The sequence below is a fragment of the Streptomyces sp. AP-93 genome, from assembly GCF_022808175.1.
Classification (GTDB): Bacteria; Actinomycetota; Actinomycetes; order Streptomycetales; family Streptomycetaceae; genus Streptomyces.
The window spans coordinates 367,379-390,129 of record NZ_JALGBX010000002.1 but is presented as its reverse complement, the minus strand read 5'-3'; the positions used below and the strand labels follow the sequence as shown (position 1 = coordinate 390,129).

Below are 22,751 nucleotides of genomic sequence, written 5' to 3'. Positions count from 1 at the left end.
AGCTCGGGTGACAGCCAAGGTGATCCGCGTGGTGATCGCTGATGACGAACCGCTGATCCGGGCCGGGATCAGGATGATCCTGACCTCGGCGGCGGACATCAAGGTCGTCGCCGAGGCGGCGAACGGCCGGGAGGCGGTGGAACTGGCCCGGGCGCACGGCCCGGACGTGATGCTGCTGGACATCCAGATGCCGGTGATGGACGGGCTGACGGCGCTTGCCGAGCTCGGGCGGGCGGCGCCGGAGGTGCGGGCGCTGATCCTGACCACCTTCGGGGAGAAGGAGAACGTGCTGCGGGCGCTGAGCGGCGGCGGCGCGGGGTTCCTGCTGAAGGACTCGGCGCCGGGCGAACTCATCGGCGCGGTGCGGGCGGCCGCGATGGGTGACGCGTACCTGTCCCCGGCGGCGACCCGGCACGTGGTGGACCAGCTCGCGTCCGGCCGGACGTCCGGCCGCGATGCGGAAGCGCGGCGCCGGGTGGCCGAACTGAGCGAGCGGGAGCGAGGGGTACTGGCCCTGCTGGGGGAGGGGCTGTCGAACGCGGAGGCGGGGCGGCGGCTGCACATGAGCGAGGCCACGGTGAAGACGTACGTGAGCCGGATCCTGGCGAAACTGGAATGCGAGAACCGGGTACAGGCGGCCCTGCTGGCCAGGGACGCCGGGCTCTAGGTACGGTCGGGCCGAAATCCGATGGCGATCAGGGGGCGGGGCGCATGACGGCGGTAGCGCAGGAGCGTGGCGTGGGACCGGAGTCGACGGTACGGATCCCGGTGGTCGAGGGGTTCGCTCCGCGGTACTCGGCGGGGTCGGCGGCGCGGGCCGCCGGTTCGCCGGCCGGTTCGCCCGCCGGCTCTCCCCGGGAGGCGGGCAAGGCGCTGCGGACACGGGTGCCCCGGGCGGCGCACGCGCGGTTCGAGGCCCCGGCCGACCGGCCGGACGCGGTGCGGGCGGTGGAGGAGTCCAACGTCGGTCGGGTCGCCGAGCTCACGCCGATACGGGTCGGCCGGATGGCCGCCAACCCCTTCACCTTCCTGCGCGGGGCGGCCGGGCTCATGGCCCACGACCTCTCCGGCGGTCCCGTGACCGGGATCGGCGCGCAGATCTGCGGGGACGCCCACGCGGCCAACTTCGGCCTGTACGGGGACGCGCGCGGCCGGCTGGTCATCGACCTCAACGACTTCGACGAGACCGTCTTCGGCCCGTGGGAGTGGGACCTCAAGCGGCTGGCCACCTCGCTGGTCCTGGCGGGCCGGGTGGCCGGTGCGGACGAGGCCACCTGCCGGGCGGCCGCGCACGACGCGGCGGGCGCCTACCGGCGCACGATGCGCCTGCTGGCCAAGCTGCCGGCCCTCGACGCGTGGAACGCCATCGCGGACGAGGAACTGGTCTCGCACACCGACGCCCGTGACCTGCTGGGCACGCTGGAACGGGTCTCGGAGAAGGCCCGCAACAACACCTCCGCCCGGTTCGCCGCCAGGTCCACCGAGCTCACGCCCGATGGGGGCCGGGCCTTCGTGGACGCGCTGCCCGTGCTGCGCCGGGTCGGCGACGGGGAGGCGGCGGCCGTGGCGGCCGCGCTGGGCCCGTACCTGGAGACCCTGCAGGGCGACCGGCTGCCGCTGCTGGCCCGGTACGCGATCCACGACGTGGCCTTCCGGGTGGTCGGCACGGGCAGTGTCGGTACCCGCTCGTACGTGGTGCTGCTGCTCGACCACCGGGGTGAGGCGCTGGTCCTCCAGGTGAAGGAGGCCCGTCCCTCGGCGCTGCTGCCGCACCTGCCCGGGCTCGGCTTCGTGTCCCCGCCGGAGGAGCACGAGGGCCGCCGGGTGGTGGCCGGGCAGAAGCGGATGCAGGTGGTCTCCGACATCCTGCTGGGCTGGACGACGGTGGAGGGGCGACCCTTCCAGGTCCGCCAGTTCCGCAACCGCAAGGGCAGCGTGGACCCGGCGGCGCTGTCCGCCGACCAGTTCGACGACTACGGGCGGATGACCGGAGCCCTGCTGGCGCGGGCCCACGCGCACAGCGCGGACCCGCGGCTGCTGTCCGGGTACTGCGGCAAGAGCGACGAGCTGGACGCGGCCATCGCCGGCTTCGCCGTGGCCTACGCCGACCGGAGCGAGGCCGACCACGCGGTACTGGTGGCGGCGGTGCGGTCGGGGCGGATCGCGGCGACAACGGGAGTCTGAGCAGCCGGGGTCTGAGCGGCCGGACCCGGGACCCGGGCCCGCAGCCGGATGTTTCACGTGAAACCGGTGGATGTTTCACGTGAAACACCCGGGCCCCAGGGCCTTAGGCTGGCCGGGTGAGCGAGCAGACAGTTCCCGAAGCGTCCGAGCCCGGCTCCGGCGAAGGCCCCGGCCCCGCTGCCGACGAGCGGCCCGAGGCGCGCCTGGAGCGCGCCGTGCGGGCCGCCGAGCAGGCGCTGATCGAGTTCGAGATCGCGGTGGAGACCTTCCGGGTGGAGGTGGAGAACTTCTCCCGCCTCCACCACCAGAAGCTCGGACCGATGTACTCGCGCCTCGATGAGCTGGACGCCCTGATCGCCGAGGCGAAGGCGGCGAGGACCGGGGACCCGGAGGACCTGCGACGGGCGCGCGATGCCCGCTCGCTGGTGATGCCGATGCCCGGGGTGGACGAGCTGTTCCACGACTGGCTGGACTCGGACGGGATGTCCGACGACGCCTCGGCGATGCTCACGGACCGCGCGGTGCGGCCGCCGGAGCGGGTGCGCCCCTCGGAGGAGGTGCGCCGCCTCTACCGCGAGCTGGTCCGCCAGGCGCATCCCGACCTCGCCCAGGACGAGGCCGAGCGCGAGCGGCGCGATGAGTTCATCGCTCGGGTCAACGCGGCCTACGGGCGCGGTGAGGAGCAGGCGCTGCGCGAGCTGGCGCAGGAGTGGGCGGCGGGCCCGGCGCCGGCCGAGCCGCGGCTGAGCGAGAGCGAGGAGCTGTACGAGCGCCTGGAGTGGCTCTCGCGCCGCAAGGAGCTGCTGTCGGTGGTGGCCCGGGACCTGGAGGAGAGCGCGATCGGGTCGATGCTGAGGATGGCCCCGGAGGACCCGGACCGGCTGCTGGAGGAGATCGCCGAGCAGCTGCTCGGCGACGTCGAGAAGCGTGAGGCGGAGCTGGCGGCGCTCGCCGCAGAGTGAGGCCGCGGCTGGGCCCGAGGCCGGGACCCGAGGCTGGGGCTGCGGCGGACGGGCCGGCCGGCCGGGTCGGATAGGTTGGCTCAGCTATCCGTGACGAGAGAAGGCGACAGACATGAACTCCGGACCGCTTCCCTCGGTGGCCGCCTCCGCACTGCCCTCCGAAGCCTTTGTCCTCGACGTTCGCGAGAACGACGAATGGGCGGCCGGCCATGCCGAGGGTGCGCTGCACATCCCGATGAGCGAGTTCGTGGCGCGCATCGGTGAGCTGACCGAGAAGATCGAGGACGAGCGCCCGGTCTACGTGATGTGCCGGGTCGGCGGGCGCTCCGCCCAGGTGGCCCAGTACCTGCGGGGCCAGGACATCGACGCCGTGAACGTGGCCGGCGGCATGCAGGACTGGGAGGCCGCGGGCCGCCCGGTCGTCACCGACGCGGGCGCCCCGGGCTTCGTCGTCTGAGACGGGCCCCGTGCGGCGCCGGGCCTAGGCGAGGGGGTGGGCGGCCAGCAGGTCGCCCAGCGCCTCCTCGTGGGCCGCGGCCGGGCCGAGCTGGAGCTCCAGCTGCTTGGCCCAGGCGTGGTAGCGGTGCAGCGGGTAGTCGGTGTCGGCGCCGAAGCCGCCGTGCAGGTGCTGTGCGGTCTGCACGACGCGGCGTACGCCCTCGGAGGCCCAGATCTTGGCCACGGCAACATCACCGGCGCTCGGCAGCGGTCCGCCCGCTCCGCCCGTGGAGGCGTCGAGCCGCCAGGCGGCCTGCCAGAGGGTGACCTCCATGGCACGCAGGTCGATGTAGCGGTCGGCGGCCTGGACGGCGACGGCCTGGAAGCTGGCCACCGGGAAGCCGAACTGCTCGCGCTTGCTCGTGTACCGGCTGGTCATCGTGAGCACGTTCTCGCCGAGGCCGAGCGCGAGCGCACAGGTCCCCGTGGCCAGGAGCTGGCGCAGGTGGTCCCAGGCGCCGGGAGCTTCGATCAGGTGCGCGGCCGGGACCCGTACGCCGTCGAGGGTGAGCTCGGCGAGCCGCTCCCCGCTGGTGGAGTACTGCTCCGCGAGGGAGAGGCCCTCGGCGCCCCGGGGGACGAACGCGAGGACCGCCTCGCCCTCCCCGGTGTGGGCCGGTACGGCGGTCCAGTCGGCGCCGTGCGCCCAGGCGACGGCCGTCTGGAGGCCCTCCAGGACCCAGGTGTCCCCGTCCCGCCGTGCGGTGACGGCCAGTTCGGCCGGGTCGTGGCCGCTGCGGCCGTGCGCGGCGACGGTGAGGACGACGCTGCCGCGCCCGGCGCCGGGCAGCAGGGCGCCGGTCAGCTCGGGGCTGCCGTGGGCCTGGACGGCCATGGCGGTGGCGCAGTGCTCCAGCAGCGGCACCCGTGCCAGTACCCTCGCGGCCTCGCGCAGGACCAGGCACAGGGCGATGGCGTCGAGTCCGGAGCCGCCGTGCTCCTGGTTGAGGACCAGGCTCAGCAGGTCGGATTCGGCGAGCTTGGCCCACAGCTCGCGGTCGAAGTCCTCGGCCACCGCCCTCGGCGTGAGTGCGGGGCTGGGCACGCCGTCGGGGGCCACGTCCGCGAACACGGCCTTGGCCGCCTCGACGGCGGCCTGCTGCTCCTCGGTGAAGGTGAAGTCCACTGCCTGTCCTCCCGCGTACCCGGATCGCGCTCTGCCTGACGGTGCGTCAAGATAGAACACGTTCCTAAAAAAGCACAGCCTGAAAATTTGACAGGGGGGGGGCGGCAGGGGGCGGCAGGAGGGGCGCCGGGAGCATCCCGGCTCAGCGGTCGAAGTCGATCTCCACGTCCTCCGACACCGGGTGCGACTGGCAGGCCAGCACGAACCCGGCCTCCGTCTCCTGCTCCTCCAGCGCGAAGTTGCGGTCCATCCGCACCTCGCCCGAGACGACGAACGCCCGGCAGGTGCCGCACACCCCGCCCTTGCAGGCGTACGGGGCGTCCGCGCGGGCCCGGAGCACCGCGTCGAGCAGGGACTCGCCGTCGCGCACGGGCCAGGTGCCCGAGCGGCCGTCGAGCCGCGCGGTGACCCGGGCGCTGGTGGTGTCGGCCGAAGCGGTGCGGACGGGCGGGGCGGTGTCCTCGACGTGGAAGACCTCCTCGTGGACCCGGGTGCGGAGCACGCCGAGCGAGCGCAGTGCCTTCTCCGCGCCGGTCACCAGACCGTAGGGCCCGCACAGGAACCAGCCCGTCACCTCGGCGACCGGCAGCAGGGCGGGCAGCAGCTCCGTCAGCCGCTCCTCGCCGAGCCGGCCCGAGGGCAGCCCGGCCTCCTGCTCCTCCCGGGACAGCACGGTGACGAGCTGGAACCGGTCGGGATAGCGGTCCTTGAGGTCGGCGACCTCCTCCAGGAACATCGTCGAGGCCGCGCTGCGGTCGCTGCGCACCAGGCAGAACCGGGCGTCGGGGCGGGCGGCGAGGAGGGTGGCGGCGATGGACAGCACCGGGGTGATGCCGCTGCCGCCGACGATCGCGGCGTAGTGCGCGGCGGGCGGCGCCGCCGCGAGGTCCAGGACGAACCGGCCGGCCGGGACCATCACGTCCAGGACGTCCCCGGCGGCGATCTCCTTGTGGGCGAAGGAGGAGAACTCCCCGCCCTCCACCAGCCGCACCCCGACCCGCAGCGTGCCGGGGCCGGGCGCGTCCGCGGCCGGGGCGGGGGAGCAGATCGAGTAGGTGCGCCGCACTTCGGCGGTCCCGGCCGCGGTGGAGCCGCCGCGGCGCAGGGTGAGGTGCTGACCGGGTGCGTGCCGGTATTCGGCGCGCAGCTCCGGCGGGACGGCCAGGGTCAGGGCCACGGAGTCCTCGGTGAGCCGGTCGACCGCCGTGACCGTCAAGGTGTGGAACGCGCCGTGGCGTGCGGGGCGCGCCGACGCGGCGGACGCCGGGCCGGCAGGCGACACCGGCGTGGGCGACGGCGGTGACACGGCCATCTACAGCTCCTTGAAGTGGTCGAACGGTTCACGGCAGGCGGTGCAGCGGCGCAGCGCCTTGCATGCGGTGGAGGAGAACCGGCTGAGCAGCTCGGTGTCGGTCGATCCGCAGTTCGGGCAGCGGACGGACAGGGTGAGCGGAACCGGTCCGCCGGCGGCGTGCGGCCGCGGCGGGGCGATGCCGAACTCGGCCAGTTTGCGGCGGCCTTCGGCGCTGATGTCGTCGGTGGACCAGGCGGGGGCCAGCACGGTCCGCACCCGGACCTCCGCTATGCCGTGATCGGTCAGGACCCGCTCGATGTCGGCGGACATGGCCTCGATGGCCGGGCAGCCGGTGTAGGTGGGGGTCAGGGTGACCTCCACGTGGCCGTCCTCGTGCATCCGCACGCCGCGCATCACACCGAGCTCGGCGAGGGTGAGCACGGGCAGTTCGGGGTCGGGGACGGAGCCGGCCAGCGCGGCCAGCTCCACCTCCAGCCGGGTCCTGTCGGTGCCGGTACCGGCGGCGCCGGCACTGGTGCCGGTCACCACGATGCCCCCGGGTGGCTGCGGTGCAGGTGCTGCATCTCCGCGAGCAGGCGGCCGAACGACTCGGTGTGCAGTCCCTGCCGGCCGGCTCCCGCGGCCCAGGCGCCGTGCCGCGGCCCCTGGGGCAGCTCCAGTCCGGCCCGCTCCAGTACGCCGCCCAGCGCGGCCAGCCAACGGCCTTCGAGCGCGGCCCAGTCGATCCCGTCGATTCCGTCGAGCCCGTCCACCGGCCGGAACATCTCCCCGGTGTACTTCCACAGCCCGTCCAGACCGGCCTGCATCCGGCGCCGGCTCTCCTCGGTGCCGTCGCCGAGCCGCAGCGTCCACTGCTCGGCGTGGTCGCGGTGGTAGGCGGTCTCCTTGACCGCCTTGGCGGCGAGCGGCGCGAACGGGCCGTCGCCGAGCGCCAGTTCCCCGTAGAGCTCGTGCTGGTAGAGCGAGAAGTAGAGCTGGCGCGCGATGGTGTGGGCGAAGTCGCCGTTCGGCTGCTCGACCAGCTGGAGGTTGCGGAAGGACCGCTCCTCGCGGAGGTAGGCCAGCTCGTCCTCGTCGCCGGCCGTCGACAGCAGGACGCGGGCCTGGCCGAGCAGGTCGAGGGCGATGTTGGCGAGCGCGACCTCCTCCTCCAGGACGGGGGCGTGGCCCGCCCACTCGGCGAGGCGGTGCGAAAGGATCAGCGCGTCGTCGCCGAGGGCCAGGGCCGCCGCCACGGCGGACGTCCCCGATGCGGTGCTTGCCTCGGTGCTCGTCACAGGTGCTGCACCCCCTCGGGGATCTCGTAGAAGGTGGGGTGCCGGTACGGCTTGTCGGCGGACGGGGCGAAGAACGGGTCCCGCTCGTCCGGGGAGGAGGCGGTGATCTCCGTGGAGGGCACCACCCAGATGGAGATGCCCTCGCCGCGCCGGGTGTAGAGATCGCGGGCGTTGCGCAGGGCCATCTCCGCGTCGGGGGCGTGCAGGCTGCCCGCGTGTGTGTGCGAGAGGCCGCGCCGCGAGCGGACGAACACCTCCCACAGGGGCCAGTTCTGCGTCATACCCGAGCCTCGCTTCCGATGGTCGCCGCGGCGGCCGTGGCCGCCGCCTGCTTCTCCGCGTACGCCGCGGCCGCGTCGCGCACCCAGGCGCCTTCCTCGTGTGCCGCGCGGCGCTGTCCGATCCGCTCTTCGTTGCACGGGCCGTTGCCCTTGAGCACCTCCCAGAACTCCGTCCAGTCGATGGCTCCGAAGTCGTGGTGCCCGCGCTCCTCGTTCCACTTCAGGTCCGGGTCGGGCAGGGTCAGCCCCAGCGACTCGGCCTGCGGGACGGCGATGTCCACGAAGCGCTGGCGCAGGTCGTCGTTGGTGTGGCGCTTGATCCGCCAGGCCATCGACTGCGCCGAGTGCGCCGACTCGCCGTCCGGCGGGCCGAACATCATCAGCGAGGGCCACCACCAGCGGTCGACGGCGTCCTGCGCCATCGCGTGCTGGGCCTCGGTGCCCCGGGAGAGGGCGAGGAGCAGCTCGTACCCCTGGCGCTGGTGGAAGGACTCCTCCTTGCAGATCCGGACCATGGCCCGCGCGTAGGGCCCGTAGGAGCAGCGGCAGATCGGGACCTGGTTGGTGATCGCCGCGCCGTCCACGAGCCAGCCGATCGCGCCGACGTCGGCCCAGGTCAGCGTGGGGTAGTTGAAGATCGAGGAGTACTTCTGCTTCCCGGCGTGGAGCTTGTCGAGGAGCTCGTCGCGGCTGGTGCCCAGCGTCTCGGCGGCGCTGTACAGGTACAGACCGTGGCCGGCCTCGTCCTGCACCTTCGCCATCAGGATCGCCTTGCGGCGCAGGGAGGGCGCGCGGGTGATCCAGTTCGCCTCGGGCTGCATGCCGATGATCTCGGAGTGGGCGTGCTGGGCCATCTGGCGGACCAGGGAGGCGCGGTACTCGTCGGGCATCCAGTCGCGCGGTTCCACCCGCTCGTCGGCCGCCACGGCCGCGTCGAAGGCCGCAGCGAGCTGCGCGCCGAGGTCGGCGGTCACGCCGATCCCCGCGTCCCGCCCTGCGTCCTGCCCTGCGTCCCGCCCCGCTTCCGGGGTCACTGCCACCATCACGGCCCCCTGTCAGAGGTCTTTTCCCGCCTCGTCCCGCCCGACCGACCGATCGTTCGGTTCATGCTCTTCAATGGTGGGACGAGGGCCCGTAGGGTGTCAACCTCTGTGGTCAACCCTGTGGACACCGGATGATCGGGGCGGGATGGATTCGAACGAGCGCGAGCCCCTAGAGGGAGCGGCTCCACCCCCGTCCAGGGCGCCCGGAATCGCCGGCCTGTCCACCCCGTACCGGGTCGTCACGGCCCTCGCGCTCGGCGCGGTGGCGGTGGCCGCCTGCTGGCACCTGGCCCTCGTCTTCCTGCACGTGGCCCCGTCCAACACGGTCAGCAAGCAGCACGCGCGCATGATCGACGGCTGGATCTACCCCGAGTTCGAACAGAACTGGAAGCTCTTCGCCCCCAACCCGCTCCAGCAGAACATCGCGGTGGAGGTGCGAGCGGAGGTGCGGACGGACGAGGGCCTGCTGGTGACCGGCAACTGGCGCGGGCTCTCCGCCGAGGACGGCGCGGCCATCCGCCACAGCCTGCTGCCGAGCCACACCGAGCAGAACGAGCTCCGCCGGGCCTGGGACTTCTTCACCACCTCCCACGACGAGGACAACAAGTCCACCGGCGAGCGCGGCGAACTCTCCGAGCAGTACCTGCGCCGGATCGCCCTGGACCGGCTGGACCCGCGCACGCCGGCCGACACGTCCGTGGGCAAGGGCGGGCGCTTGGCAGAGGGCCGGATCGTACGGATCCAGCTGCGCGGGGCGACGACGGAGGTCCGCGCGCCCAAGTGGTCCGACGAGAAGGCCGACACCCAGACGTACTACCGGGAGCTGCCGTGGTGGACGGTGTGACGGGGGCCGGTGTGAAGGGGCTCAGAGCCTCCGCCGGCCGGGCGCTCGCCCAGGTCAGCGGGCAGGCGCTGGGGCCCTACCAGAGCGCCGTGGTCCGCATCGGCTTCGCGGGCACCTGGCTCTTCTTCCTGCTGCGCGAGTTCCCGCACCGCCACGAGCTGTACGGGCCGGACGGGCCGTGGAGCTGGGAGCTGGCGCAGCGGCTGATCGACACGAACCGCGCCTTCACGGTGCTGATGTGGTCGGACTCGGCGCTCTGGTTCGAGATCGTCTACGCCGTGGCCGCGCTGTCGTCCGCCCTGCTGATGCTGGGCTGGCGCACCCGGGCGACCTCCGTGGTGTTCATGGTCGGCGTGCTGTCCCTGCAGAACCGCAGCGTCTTCATGGGCGACGGCGGGGACAACGTCATCCACCTGATGGCGATCTACCTCGTGCTGACCCGGTGCGCGCAGGTGTGGTCGCTGGACGCCCGCCGTGCCCGGCGGCTCGGCGCGGCCTCGGCCGGGCGGGCGGGGCCGGTGCTGTGGGGCGTGCTCGGCGCGGTGTTCGCGTACGGGGCCGCGACCGGGCGGTTCAGCACCGGCTGGCTGGTGGTCTTCACCTCCCTGTGGGTGCTCGCCGCGCTGTGGTGGATGGTCGACCGCTACGAGCCGGAAGGGGAGGGGCGGGCGGTCCTCGACGTCCTGGCCAACCTGCTGCACAACGCGGGCATGCTGGTGATCATGGCGGAGGTCTGCCTGATCTACGCGACGGCCGGGTGGTACAAGATCCAGGGTTCGCGGTGGCAGGACGGCACGGCGCTGTACTACCCGCTGAACCTGGACTACTTCACCCCGTGGCCCGGGGTCTCGGCCTTCCTCGCGAGCAGCGGCACGCTGGTCATGCTGCTGTCCTACGGGACGGTCGCGGTCCAGGTGGCCTTTCCGTTCACGCTGTTCAACCGGCGGATCAAGAACGTGCTGCTGGTGATGATGATGCTGGAGCATGCGGGGATCGCGGTGCTGCTGGGTCTGCCGTTCTTTTCGTTGGCGATGATCGCCGCTGACGCGGTGTTCCTGCCTACCGGGTTTCTGGTCTGGGTCGGTGGGTGGGTCGCTGCGCGGCGGGTTCGTGGTGGGCGGCGCGTTCCGGACCCGGAGTCTTACGCGGATCGGGATCCGGAACCGGAGCCGGAGCCGGCGCTCCCCAGCACGGTTCCGCGCTGAGGCTCGGCCCTGCGGGGGCGTGTCCCCTACCCGCCCTTCGCCCGTTCCCCGGGCTCTGCCCGGACCCCGGTCCTCAAACGCCGGCGGGGCTGGAGATGCCCCCCGGGCGCTCTGCCCGGACCCCGGTCCTCAAGCGCCGGACGGGCTGGAGGGGCTCCGCCCCGGACCCCGGTCCTCAAACGCCGGACGGCTGGATTGGCGGCGGGGTGGGGACCGTAGGCTCGGCGGTATGAGTGAGCAGCGTGGGGACTCCGGTGAGGGCGAGCGGGACTGGCGGGAGGCCGCCGAGCGGGAGGACCTCGTGCTCCTCGACGGGTTTCACGCGCTGAAGCACGCCCTGCGGTTCGGGGCGGACGTGCGGATCGCCGTCGCCGACGACCCGGAAGCCGTACGGGGCCTCGCGCACGAGCTGGCCCGGGACGTGGAGGCGGACGTCGCCCGGCTGGTGCGGCGGGCACCGCTCAAGGGGCTGCTGGCGCGGGTGCACCCCACCGGGGTGGCGGCCCTCGCGGTCCGGCCCGGCCGGGCCGAGGGACGGGCCCGGCTCGACGCACGGCCCAGGACGGCCCCGATCGTGCTCCTCGACAATCCCCGCAACCTGGGCAACGTCGGCGCCGTCGTCCGGCTCGCCGCCGGCTTCGGCGCCACCGGCGTCGTCACCCGGGGGGATCTGGACCCCTGGCACCCCAACGTGGTCCGGGCCGGCGCGGGCCTGCACTACGCCACCACCGTGGACCGGGTGGAGCTCGACGCGCTGCCGCCCGGCCCGCTGTACGCCCTCGACCCGGAGGGCGAGGACATCCGCGCCCTCACCCTCCCGGACGAGGCCCTGCTCGCCTTCGGCTCCGAACGCCACGGCATCTCGCCCGAGCTGCGCGCCCGCGCCGATCACCTGGTGTCCCTGCCGATGCGCCCGCAGGTCTCCAGCTACAACCTGGCCACCAGCGTGGCCATGACCCTCTTCCACTGGGGCGGGCCGAAGCCCTAGGACATCAGCCCTGGCGGCGGACCTCCACCACGCGGAAGCGGTTCGACACGAAGGCGCCGTCGCACAGCGCGGCGTTCGCCGCCGGGTTGCCGCCGGAGCCGTGGAAGTCGGAGAAGGCCGCGGTCTGGTTCACATAGACCCCGCCCGTCAGGTTCAGCGAGAGCTGCGCCGACTCCTCCATGCAGACCTCCTCGATGGCCCGCTCGGTGTCCGCGGACGTGGTGTACGCCCCGACCGTCATGGCGCCCTTCTCGCGGACGGTGCGCCGCAGCAGTTCCAGGGCGTCCGCCGTGGAGTCGACCGCCACCGCGAAGGAGACCGGGCCGAAGCACTCGGAGAGGTAGGGGGCGGAGTCGTCGGGCTTGGACGAGTCCAGCTTGACCATCACCGGCGTGCGCACGACCGCGCCCGGGAACTCCGGGTTCGTCACCTCGCGCGAGGCCAGCGCGACCTCGCCGAGCCCGGCCGCGGCCTCCAGACGGGCCTTGACGTCCGGGTTGACCAGCGCGCCGAGCAGGGCGTTGGCCCGCACGTCGTCGCCGAGCAGGCCGCCGACCGCGCCCGCGAGGTCGGAGACGACCTCGTCGTACGTCTTGTGCCCGGCGTCCGTCTCGATGCCGTCGCGCGGGATCAGCAGGTTCTGCGGGGTGGTGCACATCTGGCCGCTGTAGAGGGACAGGGAGAACGCCAGGTTGGACAGCATCCCCTTGTAGTTGTCGGTGGAGTCCAGGACGACGGTGTTGACGCCGGCCTTCTCCGTGTAGACCTGCGCCTGGCGGGCGTTGGTCTCCAGCCAGTCGCCGAACTCGGTGGACCCGGTGTAGTCGATGACCTTGATCTCGGGGCGGACGGCGAGCTCCTTGGCGATGCCCTCGCCCGGACGCTCCACGGCCAGCGCGACCAGGTTCGGGTCGAAGCCGGCGTCGGCGAGGACCTCGCGGGCCACCTGGACGGTCAGCGCCAGCGGGAGCACGGCGCGCGGGTGCGGCTTGACCAGCACGGGGTTGCCCGTGGCCAGGGAGGCGAAGATGCCCGGGTAGCCGTTCCAGGTGGGGAAGGTGTTGCAGCCGATCATCAGGGAGATGCCGCGCGGCACGGCCGTGAAGGTCTTGCCCAGTTCGAGGGGGTCCTTCTTGCCCTGGGGCTTGGACCAGTCGGCCTGCCCGGGGACGCGGGTCTGCTCCTCGTACGCGTAGGCGATCGCCTCCAGGCCGCGGTCCTGTGCGTGCGGGCCGCCCGCCTGGAACGCCATCATGAAGGCCTGGCCGCTGGTGTGCATGACGGCGTGCGCGAACTCGTGCGTCCGCGCCGAGATCCGGGCCAGGATCTCGATGCAGACCAGGGCGCGCGCCTCCGGTCCCGCGTCCCGCCAGGCGCCCATGCCGGCCCGCATCGCGGGCAGCAGCACCTCCGGGTCCACGTGCGGGTACTCGACGCCGAGCTCCAGGCCGTAGGGGGAGGTCTCCGCGCCCGTCCAGCCGTCGGTGCCGGGCTGCCCGAGGTCGAGCCGGGTGCCGCGCAGCGCCTCGAAGGCGGCGAGGCCGTCGGCCGGCGCGGTCTCCCCGTACGCCTTGGGGTGCTCGGGGTGCGGGGACCAGTAGGCGCGGCTGCGGATCGTGGCCAGCGCCTGGTCCAGGGTGGGCCGGTGCTTGGCGGACAGCTGGGGGACGGTGAGCTCGGCGGCCATCAGGGACCAACTCCTCTTTGAGCCGGGCGGGATCAGGCGATCGGGGCGGGCAAGAAGGGATGAACAAGAGCAGACTGGAGTTAGAGTAACCGAACGATCGGTCGGGACAAGAGGGCCCGGCAGGCCTGTGGACAAGTCGGTGCGGGAGGATCTGGGCATGACAGCAATCGAGCGGTCCCGCACAGTGGCGGTCGTCGGCGCCGGCACCATGGGGCAGGGCATCGCCCAAGTCGCCCTTCTCGCAGGTCACCGCGTGCTGATCTACGACATCAACGCCCCGCTCGCCGCCGACGCGGCCGGATTCGTCCAGGACCGCGTCGAGCGGATGGCCGCCAAGGGCCGGCTGGACCGCGCCGAGGCCGAGGACGCGATCGGCCGGATCGCATCGGCGGCCGCGCTGGCGGAGCTGGCCGGCGCGGCCCTCGTGGTGGAGGCGGTCGTCGAGGACGTCACCGTCAAGCGGGCACTTTTCGCGGCGCTCGAAGAGGTGGTCTCCCCGGAGGCGCTGCTGGCCACCAACACCTCCTCCCTCTCGGTCACCGAGCTCGCCGCCGGACTCGCGCACCCCGGCCGCTTCCTGGGCCTGCACTTCTTCAACCCGGCCCCGCTGCTCCCGCTGGTCGAGGTGGTCTCCGGGTTCGCGACGGACCCGGCCGCCGCCAGCCGCGCGTACGCCACCGTCCTGGGCTGGGGGAAGACGCCGGTGCGCTGCGCCGACACCCCGGGCTTCATCGTCAACCGGATCGCCCGGCCCTTCTACGCCGAGGCCTTCGCGGTGTACGAGGAGCAGGGCGCCGACCCGGCCACCATCGACGCCGTGCTCCGCGAGAGCGGCGGCTTCAAGATGGGCCCCTTCGCGCTGACCGACCTGATCGGCCAGGACGTCAACGAGGCCGTCACTCGTTCGGTGTGGGAGTCCTTCTTCCGCAGCCCCAAGTTCACCCCTTCCCTCGCGCAGCGCCGGCTGGTCCAGTCCGGCCGCCTCGGCCGCAAGTCGGGGCACGGCTGGTACCCGTACGGCCCGGACGCGAAGGCCCCGGCCCCGCACACCGCCGGCCCCGAGGACGCGCCCGCGAAGGTGACCGTCGTCGGTGACCTCGGACCGGCCTCGGGCCTCCTCGACCTCCTGGAGGAGGCCGGGATCGAGGTCACGGCCGTCGAGCACGGGGGCCCGTACATCCAGCTCCCCGGCGAGGGGCAGCTCGTGCTCGCCGACGGCAAGACGGCGATCGAGTTCGCCGACGTCGTCTACTTCGACCTCGCCTTCGACTACCGCGGCGCCACCCGGATCGCGCTCTCCGTCAGCGAGGACACCAGCGAGCGGACGCTCGCCGAGGCCGTCGGACTGTTCCAGAAGCTCGGAAAGAAGGTCTCCGTCATCGGCGACGTCCCGGGCATGATCGTCGCCCGGACGGTCGCGATGCTGATCGACCTCACCGCCGACGCCGTCGCACGCGGGGTGGCGGGCGCCGAGGACATCGACACGGCCATGCGGCTCGGGGTCAACTACCCGGCGGGCCCCGCCGAATGGCACGACCGGCTCGGCCGCGACTGGGCGTACGACCTGCTGCACCACCTCGACGAGCGCTGCCCCGGCGGCCGGTACGCGCCGTCGCTGGCGCTGTACAAGCTGGGCTACGCGGCGGGCGAGGGCGAGGACGAGGGCGCTGACGAGGGCGCTGAGGAGGACCTCGACGGCGGGGGCCTCGACGACGAGGCGGGGGAGACGGAATGACCACGGCCAAGCGGGACACGTACACCCCCGAGACGCTCCTGTCCGTCGCCGTCCAGGTCTTCAACGAGCGCGGCTACGACGGCACCTCGATGGAGCACCTCTCCAAGGCGGCCGGCATCTCGAAGTCCTCGATCTACCACCACGTCGCCGGCAAGGAGGAACTGCTCCACCGCGCCGTCAGCCGGGCCCTGGACGAGCTCTTCGCGGTCCTGGCGGAGCCGGGGGCGATACGGGGCCGCGCGGTCGAACGCGTCGAGTACGTCACGCGCCGCACGGTCGAGGTCCTCGTCGCCGAGCTCCCCTACGTGACCCTGCTGCTGCGGGTCCGCGGCAACACCCGCACCGAGCGCTGGGCCCTGGAGCGCCGCCGCGAGTTCGACCACCAGGTCGCGGAGCTTCTGAAGGACGCCGCCGCCGAGGGTGACCTGCGTGCGGACGTGGACATCCGGCTGGCCACCCGCCTGCTCTTCGGCATGGTCAACTCCCTGGTCGAGTGGTACCGCCCGCACCCGGGCACCACCCCCGACCAGCTCGCGGACGCCGTGGTCAGCATGGCCCTGGACGGCCTGCGCACGCAGCGCTGAGGGTCCGCGGGCCGGGTCAGCGCGGGCGCGCCCGGTACAGGTCGCGGAGCAGGGCGATCTCGGCCCCGTGGTGCAGCAGCTCCTGGTTGACCCACCACACGACGTCGACGAAGGCGTCCTCCGGATCGCTGCCGTGGGGATAGCTGGAGTACCCGACCGTGTCCAGCGCGCCGTCGTCCACGGTGAGCAGTGCCGTGCGCCAGGCCGCGGCGGCCGCGTCGAAGGCGGCGACCGCCTCCACGGCGCCGCCCGGCACCGGGTGGACGTCCCGGGTCAGCGAGCGGCTGCCGGCCACGTGGTCGGCGCGCAGGGCGATCATCTCGCCGAGGTGGCTGAGCCGCCACGCGATCGTGGTGACCGGCGGCGGCCAGGGGTGCGGGTAGGCCGCGGCGTCGCGCCCCCAGGGGCCCGCGCCGGCCAGCAGGGTCGCGCGCGGCCCGGGCCCGGCCGCGCGGGCGCGCACGGACCAGCAGTCCGCCACCGGCTCCCAGAAGTACTCCTCGTCGGTCATCGGGCCGACCTCGGTGTCCGAACCGTCCCCGCTGTCCATGACGGGCCCCGCCATGCGGGCCGTGAGGCGCTCGCGGGCGAAGTCGAACTGATCGAGCAGGGGGACGATGCGGGGCGGGATCACGGGGACTCTCCGGTGCTGGACGGCTCGTCCCGGGGCGGGGGGACGTCTCGACGACCCGCCAGACTGCCATGGCCGGCGGCCTTCCGCGCCTCGATTTCCGTCCGGCCGCGCAGCCGCCACAGCAGGACGGCGCCGGCCGCGACGGCCAGGGTCAGCGCGCCGTAGCCGTAGAGGAGCGTCAGGTCCGGGCGGTGGGCCAGGCCCACGCGGAGGCCCAGGAAGAGGGGTCCCGCGGTGTACACGGCGTCCCACCGCAGATGGTGGGCCACCCAGCGCACGAGCAGGAACGCCCAGAAGCCGAGCACGGCCCACGCGGTGAGGTACGGCCACGGCGAGCCCGGCAGGGGTTCCAGGGGCGTACCCGCTCCGGCGCCCGCCCAGCGGTGGGCCGCGTAGCCCAGGACCACCACGAGGGCGGTCATGGCCGAGGCCCAGCACAGGGAGCGCAGCGGCTCGGGCAGGCGCTGCGCGCGAGGGGGCGCCGGGGCGGTGTCGGGCGTGGTGCTGGTGTTCATGTCCGGGCAGACGCACCCCCGGGGCCTCCGGTTGTCAGACGTGAGGAGGAGGTCCCCGGCCGGAAGGGCTAGAGGCCCCTCGGGGGCGGACTTCAGTCCTGCCTCGGTCCTGCCTCGGTCCTGCCTCAGTCTTCGGTGATCGTGGGGCCGGCGGTCTGGTCGCGGGCCAGGAGGTCCGTTTCCTCGAAGACCAGCAGAGTGCGCGTGGAGAGGACCTCCGGGATGGACTGGAGGCGGGTCAGGACCAGCTCGCGCAGGGTGCGGTTGTCCGGGGTGTGGACCAGGAGCAGGACGTCGAAATCGCCGCTGACCAGGGCGATGTGGGCCGCGCCGGGGAGCTCGCGGAGCTGTTCGCGGACCGTGCGCCAGGAGTTCTGGACGATCTTCAGCGTGATATAGGCGGAGGCGCCCTGACCTGCGCGTTCGTGGTTGACGCGGGCGGTGAAGCCGCGGATCACCCCGTCGTCGATGAGCCGGTTGATCCGGGCGTAGGCATTGGCCCGGGACACGTGGACCTGCTCGGCGACGGAGCGTATCGAGGCGCGGCCGTCCGCCTGGAGCAGCCGCACGATCGACCGGTCGATCGGGTCGAGGGGGCGGGGCGGTGCCGTCGGCGGCCCGGGGGATACCGGCGGTACGGGTGCGCCCCCGAGTGCGCCCCCCGCCGGGGAAGCCGCCCCGGAACCCGTTCCGGCCATTTGTTCATCCGTCATCGCCCGATGCCTGCCTCTCCTGGACGTCCTGCACCCATACCAGGGCGTCGGCGCCACTTTGTCCACAGCCTGGCGCCGCCTGTAGCCAAATTGCCCGGACAACCGAACAATCGGTAGGTGAGGGGCCTCACACCCGAGGCCTCCCTGCCCGCTTCCCACGAGGAGGTGTACGCCGCCATGACGGTCCAAGAGCTGCCCGGTGCCGGTGCGTCCCACCGCTCCACCCCGCCGCCCGCCTGGAGGCCCCGTACGGATGCCGCCCCGCTGCTCCCGGACCCCGAGCCGTACCGCGTGCTGGGCACCCCGGCCGCCGACCGGCTCGACCCCGAGCTGATGCGCCGGTGCTACGCCGAGCTGGTGCGCGGCCGCCGCTACAACGCCCAGGCCACCGCCCTCACCAAGCAGGGCCGTCTGGCCGTATATCCCTCCACCGTCGGCCAGGAGGCGTGCGAGATCGCCGCCGCCATGGTCCTGGAGGAGCAGGACTGGCTCTTCCCGAGCTACCGCGACACCCTCGCGGCCGTGGCGCGCGGACTGGATCCCGTACAGGCCCTGACGCTGCTGCGCGGCGACTGGCACACCGGGTACGACCCGCGCGAGCACCGGATAGCCCCTCTCTCGACTCCCCTGGCCACCCAGCTGCCGCACGCGGTCGGCCTGGCGCACGCCGCCCGGCTGCGCGGTGACGACGTGGTCGCCCTCGCCATGGTGGGCGACGGCGGCACCAGCGAGGGCGATTTCCACGAGGCCATGAACTTCGCCGCCGTCTGGCAGGCGCCGGTCGTCTTCCTCGTGCAGAACAACGGCTTCGCGATCTCCGTCCCGCTGGCCAAGCAGACCGCCGCCCCGACCCTGGCCCACAAGGCCGTGGGGTACGGGATGCCCGGCCGCCTCGTCGACGGCAACGACATCGCCGCCATGCACGAGGTGCTGTCCGAGGCGGTCCGGCGGGCCCGGTCCGGCGGTGGACCGACCATGATCGAGGCCGTCACGTACCGGATCGAGGCCCACACCAACGCCGACGACGCCACCCGCTACCGGGGTGACGCCGAGGTCGAGGCCTGGAAGGCGCACGACCCGGTCGAGCTGCTGGAGCGCGAGCTGACCGCGCGCGGGCTGCTGGACGAGGCGGGCATCAAGGCCGCCAAGGACGCGGCCGAGGCGATGGCGGCGGCGCTCCGCGACGGGATGAACGCGGAGCCCGTGCTCGACCCGATGGACCTCTTCGCACACGTCTACGCGGAGCAGACCGGCCGGCTGCGCGAACAGGCGGCCATGCTCCGTGCCGAGCTGGACGCGGCCGAGCAGGAAGAGAAGGACGGATCATGACCACGGTGGCGGTGAAGCCTGCGACCACGAAGCCGGCGACCATGGCCCAGGCCCTGAACCGGGCGATGCGCGACGCGATGGCCGAGGACCCGGCGGTCCACGTCATGGGCGAGGACGTCGGGGCGCTCGGCGGGGTCTTCCGCATCACGGACGGCCTCGCGAAGGAGTTCGGCGAGGACCGCTGCACGGACACCCCGCTCGCCGAGGCCGGGATCCTCGGCGCGGCCGTCGGCATGGCCATGTACGGGCTGCGGCCGGTCGTGGAGATGCAGTTCGACGCCTTCGCGTACCCGGCCTTCGAGCAGCTGATCTCGCACGTGGCGAAGATGCGCAACCGCACGCGGGGCGCGATGCCGCTGCCGATCACCATCCGGGTGCCGTACGGCGGCGGAATCGGCGGGGTGGAGCACCACTGCGACTCCTCCGAGGCGTACTACGTGGCCACGCCCGGCCTCACCGTCGTGACCCCGGCGACGGTCGAGGACGCGTACGGACTGCTGCGCGCCTCGATAGCCAGCGACGACCCGGTGATCTTCCTGGAGCCGAAGCGGCTGTACTGGTCCAAGTCCGACTGGTCGCCCGAGGCGCCCGCGGCGGTCCCCGGGATCGGCACGGCGCTCGTCCGGCGGACCGGCACCAGCGCGACGCTGATCACCTACGGGCCCTCCCTGCCGGTGTGCCTGGAAGCGGCCGAGGCGGCCCGCGAGGAGGGCTGGGACCTGGAGGTCGTGGACCTGCGCTCGCTGGTCCCCTTCGACGAGGAGACCGTCGTGGCCTCCGTACGCCGGACCGGCCGCGCGGTGGTGGTCCACGAGTCCGGCGGCTTCGGCGGACCGGGCGCGGAGATCGCCGCCCGGGTCACGGAGCGGTGTTTCCACCACCTGGAAGCGCCCGTGCTGCGCGTCACCGGCTTCGACATCCCGTATCCGCCGCCGATGCTGGAGAAGCACCACCTGCCCGGCGTGGACCGGATCCTGGACACCGTGGCCCGTCTGCAGTGGGAGAACTGATGCCGCAGGTCATGGAGTTCAAGCTGCCGGACCTGGGAGAAGGACTCACCGAGGCGGAGATCGTCCGCTGGCTGGTGGCGGTCGGCGACGTCGTCGCCATCGACCAGCCGGTCGTCGAGGTCGAGACGGCCAAGGCGATGGTGGAGGTGCCCTGCCCGTACGGGGGCGTGGTCACCGCCCGCTTCGGCGAGGAGGGGACCGAACTGCCCGTCGGCGCCCCGCTGATCACGGTGGCGGTGGGCGTGGAGTGCGGGCCGGCCGATGCCGTCGCCCCCGAGGGGGCCGCGGACTCCGCGAACGCGCCCCGGCCCTTGATCGGTTACGGCTCGGACGACTCGCGCCCGGCGCGTCGGCGACGGGTGCGACCCGTCACCGCCGCGGTGTCGGCGCCGGTGGCTCCGGCCGTACCGGTGGTTCCGGCCGTACCGGTGGTTCCGGCAGCGCCGGTGGCTCCGGCCGTACCGGTGGCTCCGGGCGGGCCCGTGCCGGTGATCTCGCCGCTCGTGCGGAGGCTGGCGCGGGACGGCGGGGTCGACCTGCGCGGGCTGTCGGGGTCGGGGCCGGACGGGCTGATCATGCGGGCGGACGTCGAGGCGGCGTTGGCGGCCCTGCGTGCGGCGCAGGCTGCTGCCGTTCCGGTGGCAGCTCCGGCCGCTCCGGCCGCGCCGGCGGCCCAGGGTGACCGTGTGCCGCTCAAGGGTGTGCGGGGCGCGGTCGCGGACAAGCTGTCGCGCAGCCGGCGCGAGATCCCGGACGCCACCTGCTGGGTCGACGCGGACGCCACCGAGCTGATGGCGGCCCGGGCCGCGATGAACGCCGCGGGCGGCCCCAAGATCTCGGTGCTCGCGCTGCTCGCCCGGATCTGCACGGCGGCCCTGGCCCGCCACCCGGAGCTCAACTCCACGGTGGACCTGGCGGCGAACGAGATCGTCCGGCTCCCGGCCGTGCACCTGGGCTTCGCCGCGCAGACGGAGCGGGGGCTGATGGTCCCGGTGGTCCGGGACGCGCAGGCGCGCAGCGCGGAGTCGCTGTCGGCCGAGTTCGCCCGGCTCACGGAGCTGGCCCGGGCGGGCAAGCTGGCCCCGGCCGACCTCACCGGCGGCACCTTCACCCTGAACAACTACGGGGTGTTCGGGGTCGACGGCTCCACGCCGATCATCAACCACCCCGAGGCGGCGATGCTCGGTGTGGGCCGGATCATCCCGAAGCCGTGGGTGCACCAGGGGGAGCTGGCGGTCCGGCAGGTCGTTCAGCTGTCGCTGACCTTCGATCACCGGGTGTGTGACGGTGGCACGGCGGGCGGCTTCTTGCGGTACGTCGCGGACTGCGTCGAGTCGCCTTCGGTGCTGCTGCGCAGCCTGTAGCTCCGCGGGTGGGGCGGGGGCCGGTGCGGGTGGTCTGCCCTGGGGGCGGAGTCCGCGCAGCGACCCTTGCCGCTGCGCGGGGCGAAGTCCCCTACCCGCCCTTCGCCCGTTCCCCGGGCTCTGCCCGGACCCCGGTCCTCAAGCGCCGGACGGGCTGGAGGGGGGTGCCGGGCTGCGCCCGGACCCCCCTGGGGCTCCGCCCCAGACCCCGCGCCTCAAACGCCGGCGAGGCTGGAATTGCCCTACGGGCAATCCAGCCCGCCAGGCCGAAAGGCCGGGCGGGGAGCAGCTCCGCGCAGCGGCAACCGTGGGCAACCGCGCGGGCGGTGGGTCAGGTGGTCAGGAGCAGCTTGCCCACGTGGGTGCTCGACTCCATGACTCGGTGGGCCTCGGACGCCTCGCTCATGGGGTACGTCGCGTGGACCACCGGGTGGATGCGGCCCGTCGCGACCAGGGGCCACACGTGTTCCCGTACGGCCGCGACGATCGCCGCCTTCTCCTCCAGGGGCCGTGCCCGGAGCGTGGTGGCGGTGATCGCCGCACGCTTCGCCAGCAGGGCGGCCAGGTTCAGTTCCGCCTTGACCCCGCCCTGGAGCCCGATGATCGCGAGGCGGCCGTTCACGGCCAGCGCGTCCACGTTCCGGGTCAGGTACTTCGCGCCCATGATGTCCAGGATCACGTCCGCCCCGGCGCCGTCCGTGGCCGCCCGGAGCTCTTCCACGAAGTCCTGCTCGCGGTAGTCGATCAGGATGTCCGCGCCCAGCTCGGCGCAGCGCGCCAGCTTCTCCTTGCCGCCCGCCGTGACCGCGACCCGTGCGCCCACGGCCTTCGCGAGCTGGATCGCCATCGTCCCGATGCCGCTCGATCCGCCGTGCACCAGCAGGGTCTCGCCCGGGCGCAGGCCGGCCACCATGAACACGTTCGACCAGACCGTGGAGACGACTTCAGGGAGGGCCGCAGCCGTTACCAGGTCCACTCCCGCCGGGACCGGCAGGAGCTGGCCCGCCGGGACGGCCACCCGCTGCGCGTACCCGCCGCCGGAGAGCAGCGCGCACACCTCGTCGCCGACCGACCAGCCGGACACCCCGGGCCCGATCGCGGAGATCCGCCCGGAGCACTCCAGGCCGGGATGGGGGGAGGCGCCGGGCGGAGGGTTGTAGAAACCCTGCCGCTGCAGGACGTCGGCGCGGTTCACGGCGCTCGCCGCCACCTCGACGATGACCTCGCCGTCGCCGGCCACCGGGTCGGGTGCTTCGGCCCACACCAGGGCCTCGGGGCCGCCGGGCTTTTCGATGGTGATCGCATGCATGGCCGGAGGCTACCGCCCGGGCAGTGCCCTCCGGCGCCGGACCAAGCTAAGAGATGCTCCGCAATTCGCGGGCTCCGGTTCGCTACGATCGGTAGCGGCCGAGAAGACGGCCAGTGTGAGTCAACCGCGTGAGGGGCTGACCACCGGC

The 22,751-nt window shown here is 73.3% G+C and carries 23 protein-coding genes; 12 read left to right on the top strand and 11 right to left on the bottom strand.

Going from position 1 to position 22,751, the window contains the following annotated elements:
- Positions 1 to 19 precede the first annotated feature (19 nt).
- The 4 genes from MTF69_RS05010 to MTF69_RS04995 all read left to right on the top strand — a co-directional run bounded on the left by MTF69_RS05010 (position 20) and on the right by MTF69_RS04995 (position 3,603).
- Positions 20 to 667, top strand: coding sequence for a response regulator transcription factor (locus MTF69_RS05010; RefSeq protein WP_243331365.1), 648 nt, complete (start codon positions 20 to 22; stop codon positions 665 to 667).
- Positions 668 to 711: 44 nt separating this feature from the next.
- A complete protein-coding gene (locus MTF69_RS05005) occupies positions 712 to 2,184 on the top strand; it encodes a DUF2252 domain-containing protein (protein WP_243331029.1) in 1,473 nt (490 codons plus the stop codon).
- Between the two features lie 116 nt (positions 2,185 to 2,300).
- Positions 2,301 to 3,146 carry a J domain-containing protein gene (locus MTF69_RS05000; protein WP_374322097.1) on the top strand — a complete coding sequence of 282 codons (846 nt, stop codon included), beginning with the start codon at positions 2,301 to 2,303 and terminating at the stop codon, positions 3,144 to 3,146.
- A gap of 112 nt (positions 3,147 to 3,258) precedes the next feature.
- Entirely contained in the window at positions 3,259 to 3,603 is a 345-nt protein-coding gene (locus tag MTF69_RS04995; protein ID WP_112446690.1) for a rhodanese-like domain-containing protein, read from the top strand.
- A gap of 24 nt (positions 3,604 to 3,627) precedes the next feature.
- On the opposite strand, the gene MTF69_RS04990 is transcribed toward MTF69_RS04995, so the two are convergent.
- From MTF69_RS04990 to paaA, 6 genes are all read right to left on the bottom strand, one after another.
- A complete protein-coding gene (locus MTF69_RS04990) occupies positions 3,628 to 4,770 on the bottom strand; it encodes an acyl-CoA dehydrogenase family protein (protein WP_243331028.1) in 1,143 nt (380 codons plus the stop codon).
- A 142-nt stretch (positions 4,771 to 4,912) separates the two neighbouring features.
- Positions 4,913 to 6,082, bottom strand: coding sequence for a 2Fe-2S iron-sulfur cluster-binding protein (locus MTF69_RS04985; RefSeq protein WP_243331027.1), 1,170 nt, complete (start codon positions 6,080 to 6,082; stop codon positions 4,913 to 4,915).
- Positions 6,083 to 6,610: a 1,2-phenylacetyl-CoA epoxidase subunit PaaD gene (gene paaD, locus MTF69_RS04980; RefSeq protein WP_243331026.1), complete on the bottom strand. Its 528-nt coding sequence runs from the start codon at positions 6,608 to 6,610 to the stop codon at positions 6,083 to 6,085.
- Positions 6,607 to 7,362 carry a 1,2-phenylacetyl-CoA epoxidase subunit PaaC gene (paaC, locus tag MTF69_RS04975; RefSeq protein ID WP_243331025.1) on the bottom strand — a complete coding sequence of 252 codons (756 nt, stop codon included), beginning with the start codon at positions 7,360 to 7,362 and terminating at the stop codon, positions 6,607 to 6,609. The genes paaD and paaC overlap by 4 nt, the downstream gene beginning before the upstream one ends.
- Entirely contained in the window at positions 7,359 to 7,643 is a 285-nt protein-coding gene (paaB, locus tag MTF69_RS04970) for a 1,2-phenylacetyl-CoA epoxidase subunit PaaB (protein ID WP_243331024.1), read from the bottom strand. Before paaB ends, paaC begins: the two co-directional genes overlap by 4 nt.
- The gene (gene paaA, locus MTF69_RS04965) at positions 7,640 to 8,686 is read right to left on the bottom strand and encodes a 1,2-phenylacetyl-CoA epoxidase subunit PaaA (RefSeq protein ID WP_243331023.1); all 1,047 of its coding nucleotides are present in this window, start codon (positions 8,684 to 8,686) and stop codon (positions 7,640 to 7,642) included. Before paaA ends, paaB begins: the two co-directional genes overlap by 4 nt.
- A gap of 145 nt (positions 8,687 to 8,831) precedes the next feature.
- On the opposite strand from paaA, the gene MTF69_RS04960 reads away from it, so the two are divergent.
- From MTF69_RS04960 to MTF69_RS04950, 3 genes are all read left to right on the top strand, one after another.
- Positions 8,832 to 9,530 carry a DUF5819 family protein gene (locus MTF69_RS04960; protein WP_243331022.1) on the top strand — a complete coding sequence of 233 codons (699 nt, stop codon included), beginning with the start codon at positions 8,832 to 8,834 and terminating at the stop codon, positions 9,528 to 9,530.
- An 11-nt stretch (positions 9,531 to 9,541) separates the two neighbouring features.
- Complete coding sequence (locus MTF69_RS04955) at positions 9,542 to 10,735, top strand: HTTM domain-containing protein (RefSeq protein ID WP_243331021.1); 1,194 nt, start codon at positions 9,542 to 9,544, stop codon at positions 10,733 to 10,735.
- Positions 10,736 to 10,964: 229 nt separating this feature from the next.
- On the top strand, positions 10,965 to 11,723 hold the full coding sequence (locus MTF69_RS04950; protein ID WP_243331020.1) for an RNA methyltransferase: 759 nt from the start codon (positions 10,965 to 10,967) through the stop codon (positions 11,721 to 11,723).
- Between the two features lie 4 nt (positions 11,724 to 11,727).
- Here MTF69_RS04950 and paaN read toward each other — a convergent pair whose 3' ends face one another.
- On the bottom strand, positions 11,728 to 13,410 hold the full coding sequence (gene paaN / locus MTF69_RS04945; protein WP_243331019.1) for a phenylacetic acid degradation protein PaaN: 1,683 nt from the start codon (positions 13,408 to 13,410) through the stop codon (positions 11,728 to 11,730).
- A gap of 157 nt (positions 13,411 to 13,567) precedes the next feature.
- Between paaN and MTF69_RS04940 the strand changes: the two genes are divergently transcribed.
- Both MTF69_RS04940 and MTF69_RS04935 read left to right on the top strand, forming a co-directional pair.
- Positions 13,568 to 15,145, top strand: a complete 1,578-nt coding sequence (locus MTF69_RS04940; protein ID WP_243331018.1) for a 3-hydroxyacyl-CoA dehydrogenase — start codon at positions 13,568 to 13,570, stop codon at positions 15,143 to 15,145.
- A complete protein-coding gene (locus tag MTF69_RS04935; protein WP_243331017.1) occupies positions 15,142 to 15,729 on the top strand; it encodes a TetR/AcrR family transcriptional regulator in 588 nt (195 codons plus the stop codon). The genes MTF69_RS04940 and MTF69_RS04935 overlap by 4 nt, the downstream gene beginning before the upstream one ends.
- 16 nt (positions 15,730 to 15,745) lie before the next feature.
- On the opposite strand, the gene MTF69_RS04930 is transcribed toward MTF69_RS04935, so the two are convergent.
- The 3 genes from MTF69_RS04930 to MTF69_RS04920 form a co-directional block, all read right to left on the bottom strand.
- Positions 15,746 to 16,363, bottom strand: a complete 618-nt coding sequence (locus MTF69_RS04930; protein ID WP_243331016.1) for a DinB family protein — start codon at positions 16,361 to 16,363, stop codon at positions 15,746 to 15,748.
- Positions 16,360 to 16,878 carry a hypothetical protein gene (locus tag MTF69_RS04925; RefSeq protein ID WP_243331014.1) on the bottom strand — a complete coding sequence of 173 codons (519 nt, stop codon included), beginning with the start codon at positions 16,876 to 16,878 and terminating at the stop codon, positions 16,360 to 16,362. The genes MTF69_RS04930 and MTF69_RS04925 overlap by 4 nt, the downstream gene beginning before the upstream one ends.
- A 125-nt stretch (positions 16,879 to 17,003) precedes the next feature.
- A complete protein-coding gene (locus MTF69_RS04920) occupies positions 17,004 to 17,591 on the bottom strand; it encodes an Lrp/AsnC family transcriptional regulator (RefSeq protein WP_243331012.1) in 588 nt (195 codons plus the stop codon).
- 177 nt (positions 17,592 to 17,768) lie between these two features.
- Here MTF69_RS04920 and pdhA point away from each other — a divergent pair, with 177 nt between their 5' ends.
- From pdhA to MTF69_RS04905, 3 genes are read left to right on the top strand one after another with little or no spacing between them, the layout of a single operon-like run.
- On the top strand, positions 17,769 to 18,920 hold the full coding sequence (pdhA, locus tag MTF69_RS04915; RefSeq protein ID WP_243331363.1) for a pyruvate dehydrogenase (acetyl-transferring) E1 component subunit alpha: 1,152 nt from the start codon (positions 17,769 to 17,771) through the stop codon (positions 18,918 to 18,920).
- Entirely contained in the window at positions 18,917 to 19,930 is a 1,014-nt protein-coding gene (locus MTF69_RS04910; protein WP_243331010.1) for an alpha-ketoacid dehydrogenase subunit beta, read from the top strand. Before pdhA ends, MTF69_RS04910 begins: the two co-directional genes overlap by 4 nt.
- The gene (locus MTF69_RS04905; RefSeq protein ID WP_243331008.1) at positions 19,930 to 21,294 is read left to right on the top strand and encodes a dihydrolipoamide acetyltransferase family protein; all 1,365 of its coding nucleotides are present in this window, start codon (positions 19,930 to 19,932) and stop codon (positions 21,292 to 21,294) included. Before MTF69_RS04910 ends, MTF69_RS04905 begins: the two co-directional genes overlap by 1 nt.
- A 331-nt stretch (positions 21,295 to 21,625) precedes the next feature.
- Here the strand turns inward: MTF69_RS04905 and MTF69_RS04900 are convergent, their stop codons facing one another.
- Positions 21,626 to 22,603 carry an NAD(P)H-quinone oxidoreductase gene (locus MTF69_RS04900; protein ID WP_243331006.1) on the bottom strand — a complete coding sequence of 326 codons (978 nt, stop codon included), beginning with the start codon at positions 22,601 to 22,603 and terminating at the stop codon, positions 21,626 to 21,628.
- Positions 22,604 to 22,751 lie beyond the last annotated feature (148 nt).

Coding starts and splice junctions, on each gene's coding strand:
- MTF69_RS05005 (WP_243331029.1), top strand. CDS start 712: ATGACGGCGGTAGCGCAGGAGCGTGGCGTGGGACCGGAGTCGACGGTA.
- MTF69_RS04995 (WP_112446690.1), top strand. CDS start 3,259: ATGAACTCCGGACCGCTTCCCTCGGTGGCCGCCTCCGCACTGCCCTCC.
- MTF69_RS04985 (WP_243331027.1), bottom strand. CDS start 6,082: ATGGCCGTGTCACCGCCGTCGCCCACGCCGGTGTCGCCTGCCGGCCCG.
- paaB (WP_243331024.1), bottom strand. CDS start 7,643: ATGACGCAGAACTGGCCCCTGTGGGAGGTGTTCGTCCGCTCGCGGCGC.
- paaA (WP_243331023.1), bottom strand. CDS start 8,686: ATGGTGGCAGTGACCCCGGAAGCGGGGCGGGACGCAGGGCAGGACGCA.
- MTF69_RS04960 (WP_243331022.1), top strand. CDS start 8,832: ATGGATTCGAACGAGCGCGAGCCCCTAGAGGGAGCGGCTCCACCCCCG.
- MTF69_RS04950 (WP_243331020.1), top strand. CDS start 10,965: ATGAGTGAGCAGCGTGGGGACTCCGGTGAGGGCGAGCGGGACTGGCGG.
- paaN (WP_243331019.1), bottom strand. CDS start 13,410: ATGGCCGCCGAGCTCACCGTCCCCCAGCTGTCCGCCAAGCACCGGCCC.
- MTF69_RS04940 (WP_243331018.1), top strand. CDS start 13,568: ATGACAGCAATCGAGCGGTCCCGCACAGTGGCGGTCGTCGGCGCCGGC.
- MTF69_RS04935 (WP_243331017.1), top strand. CDS start 15,142: ATGACCACGGCCAAGCGGGACACGTACACCCCCGAGACGCTCCTGTCC.
- MTF69_RS04925 (WP_243331014.1), bottom strand. CDS start 16,878: ATGAACACCAGCACCACGCCCGACACCGCCCCGGCGCCCCCTCGCGCG.
- MTF69_RS04920 (WP_243331012.1), bottom strand. CDS start 17,591: ATGACGGATGAACAAATGGCCGGAACGGGTTCCGGGGCGGCTTCCCCG.
- pdhA (WP_243331363.1), top strand. CDS start 17,769: ATGACGGTCCAAGAGCTGCCCGGTGCCGGTGCGTCCCACCGCTCCACC.
- MTF69_RS04910 (WP_243331010.1), top strand. CDS start 18,917: ATGACCACGGTGGCGGTGAAGCCTGCGACCACGAAGCCGGCGACCATG.
- MTF69_RS04905 (WP_243331008.1), top strand. CDS start 19,930: ATGCCGCAGGTCATGGAGTTCAAGCTGCCGGACCTGGGAGAAGGACTC.
- MTF69_RS04900 (WP_243331006.1), bottom strand. CDS start 22,603: ATGCATGCGATCACCATCGAAAAGCCCGGCGGCCCCGAGGCCCTGGTG.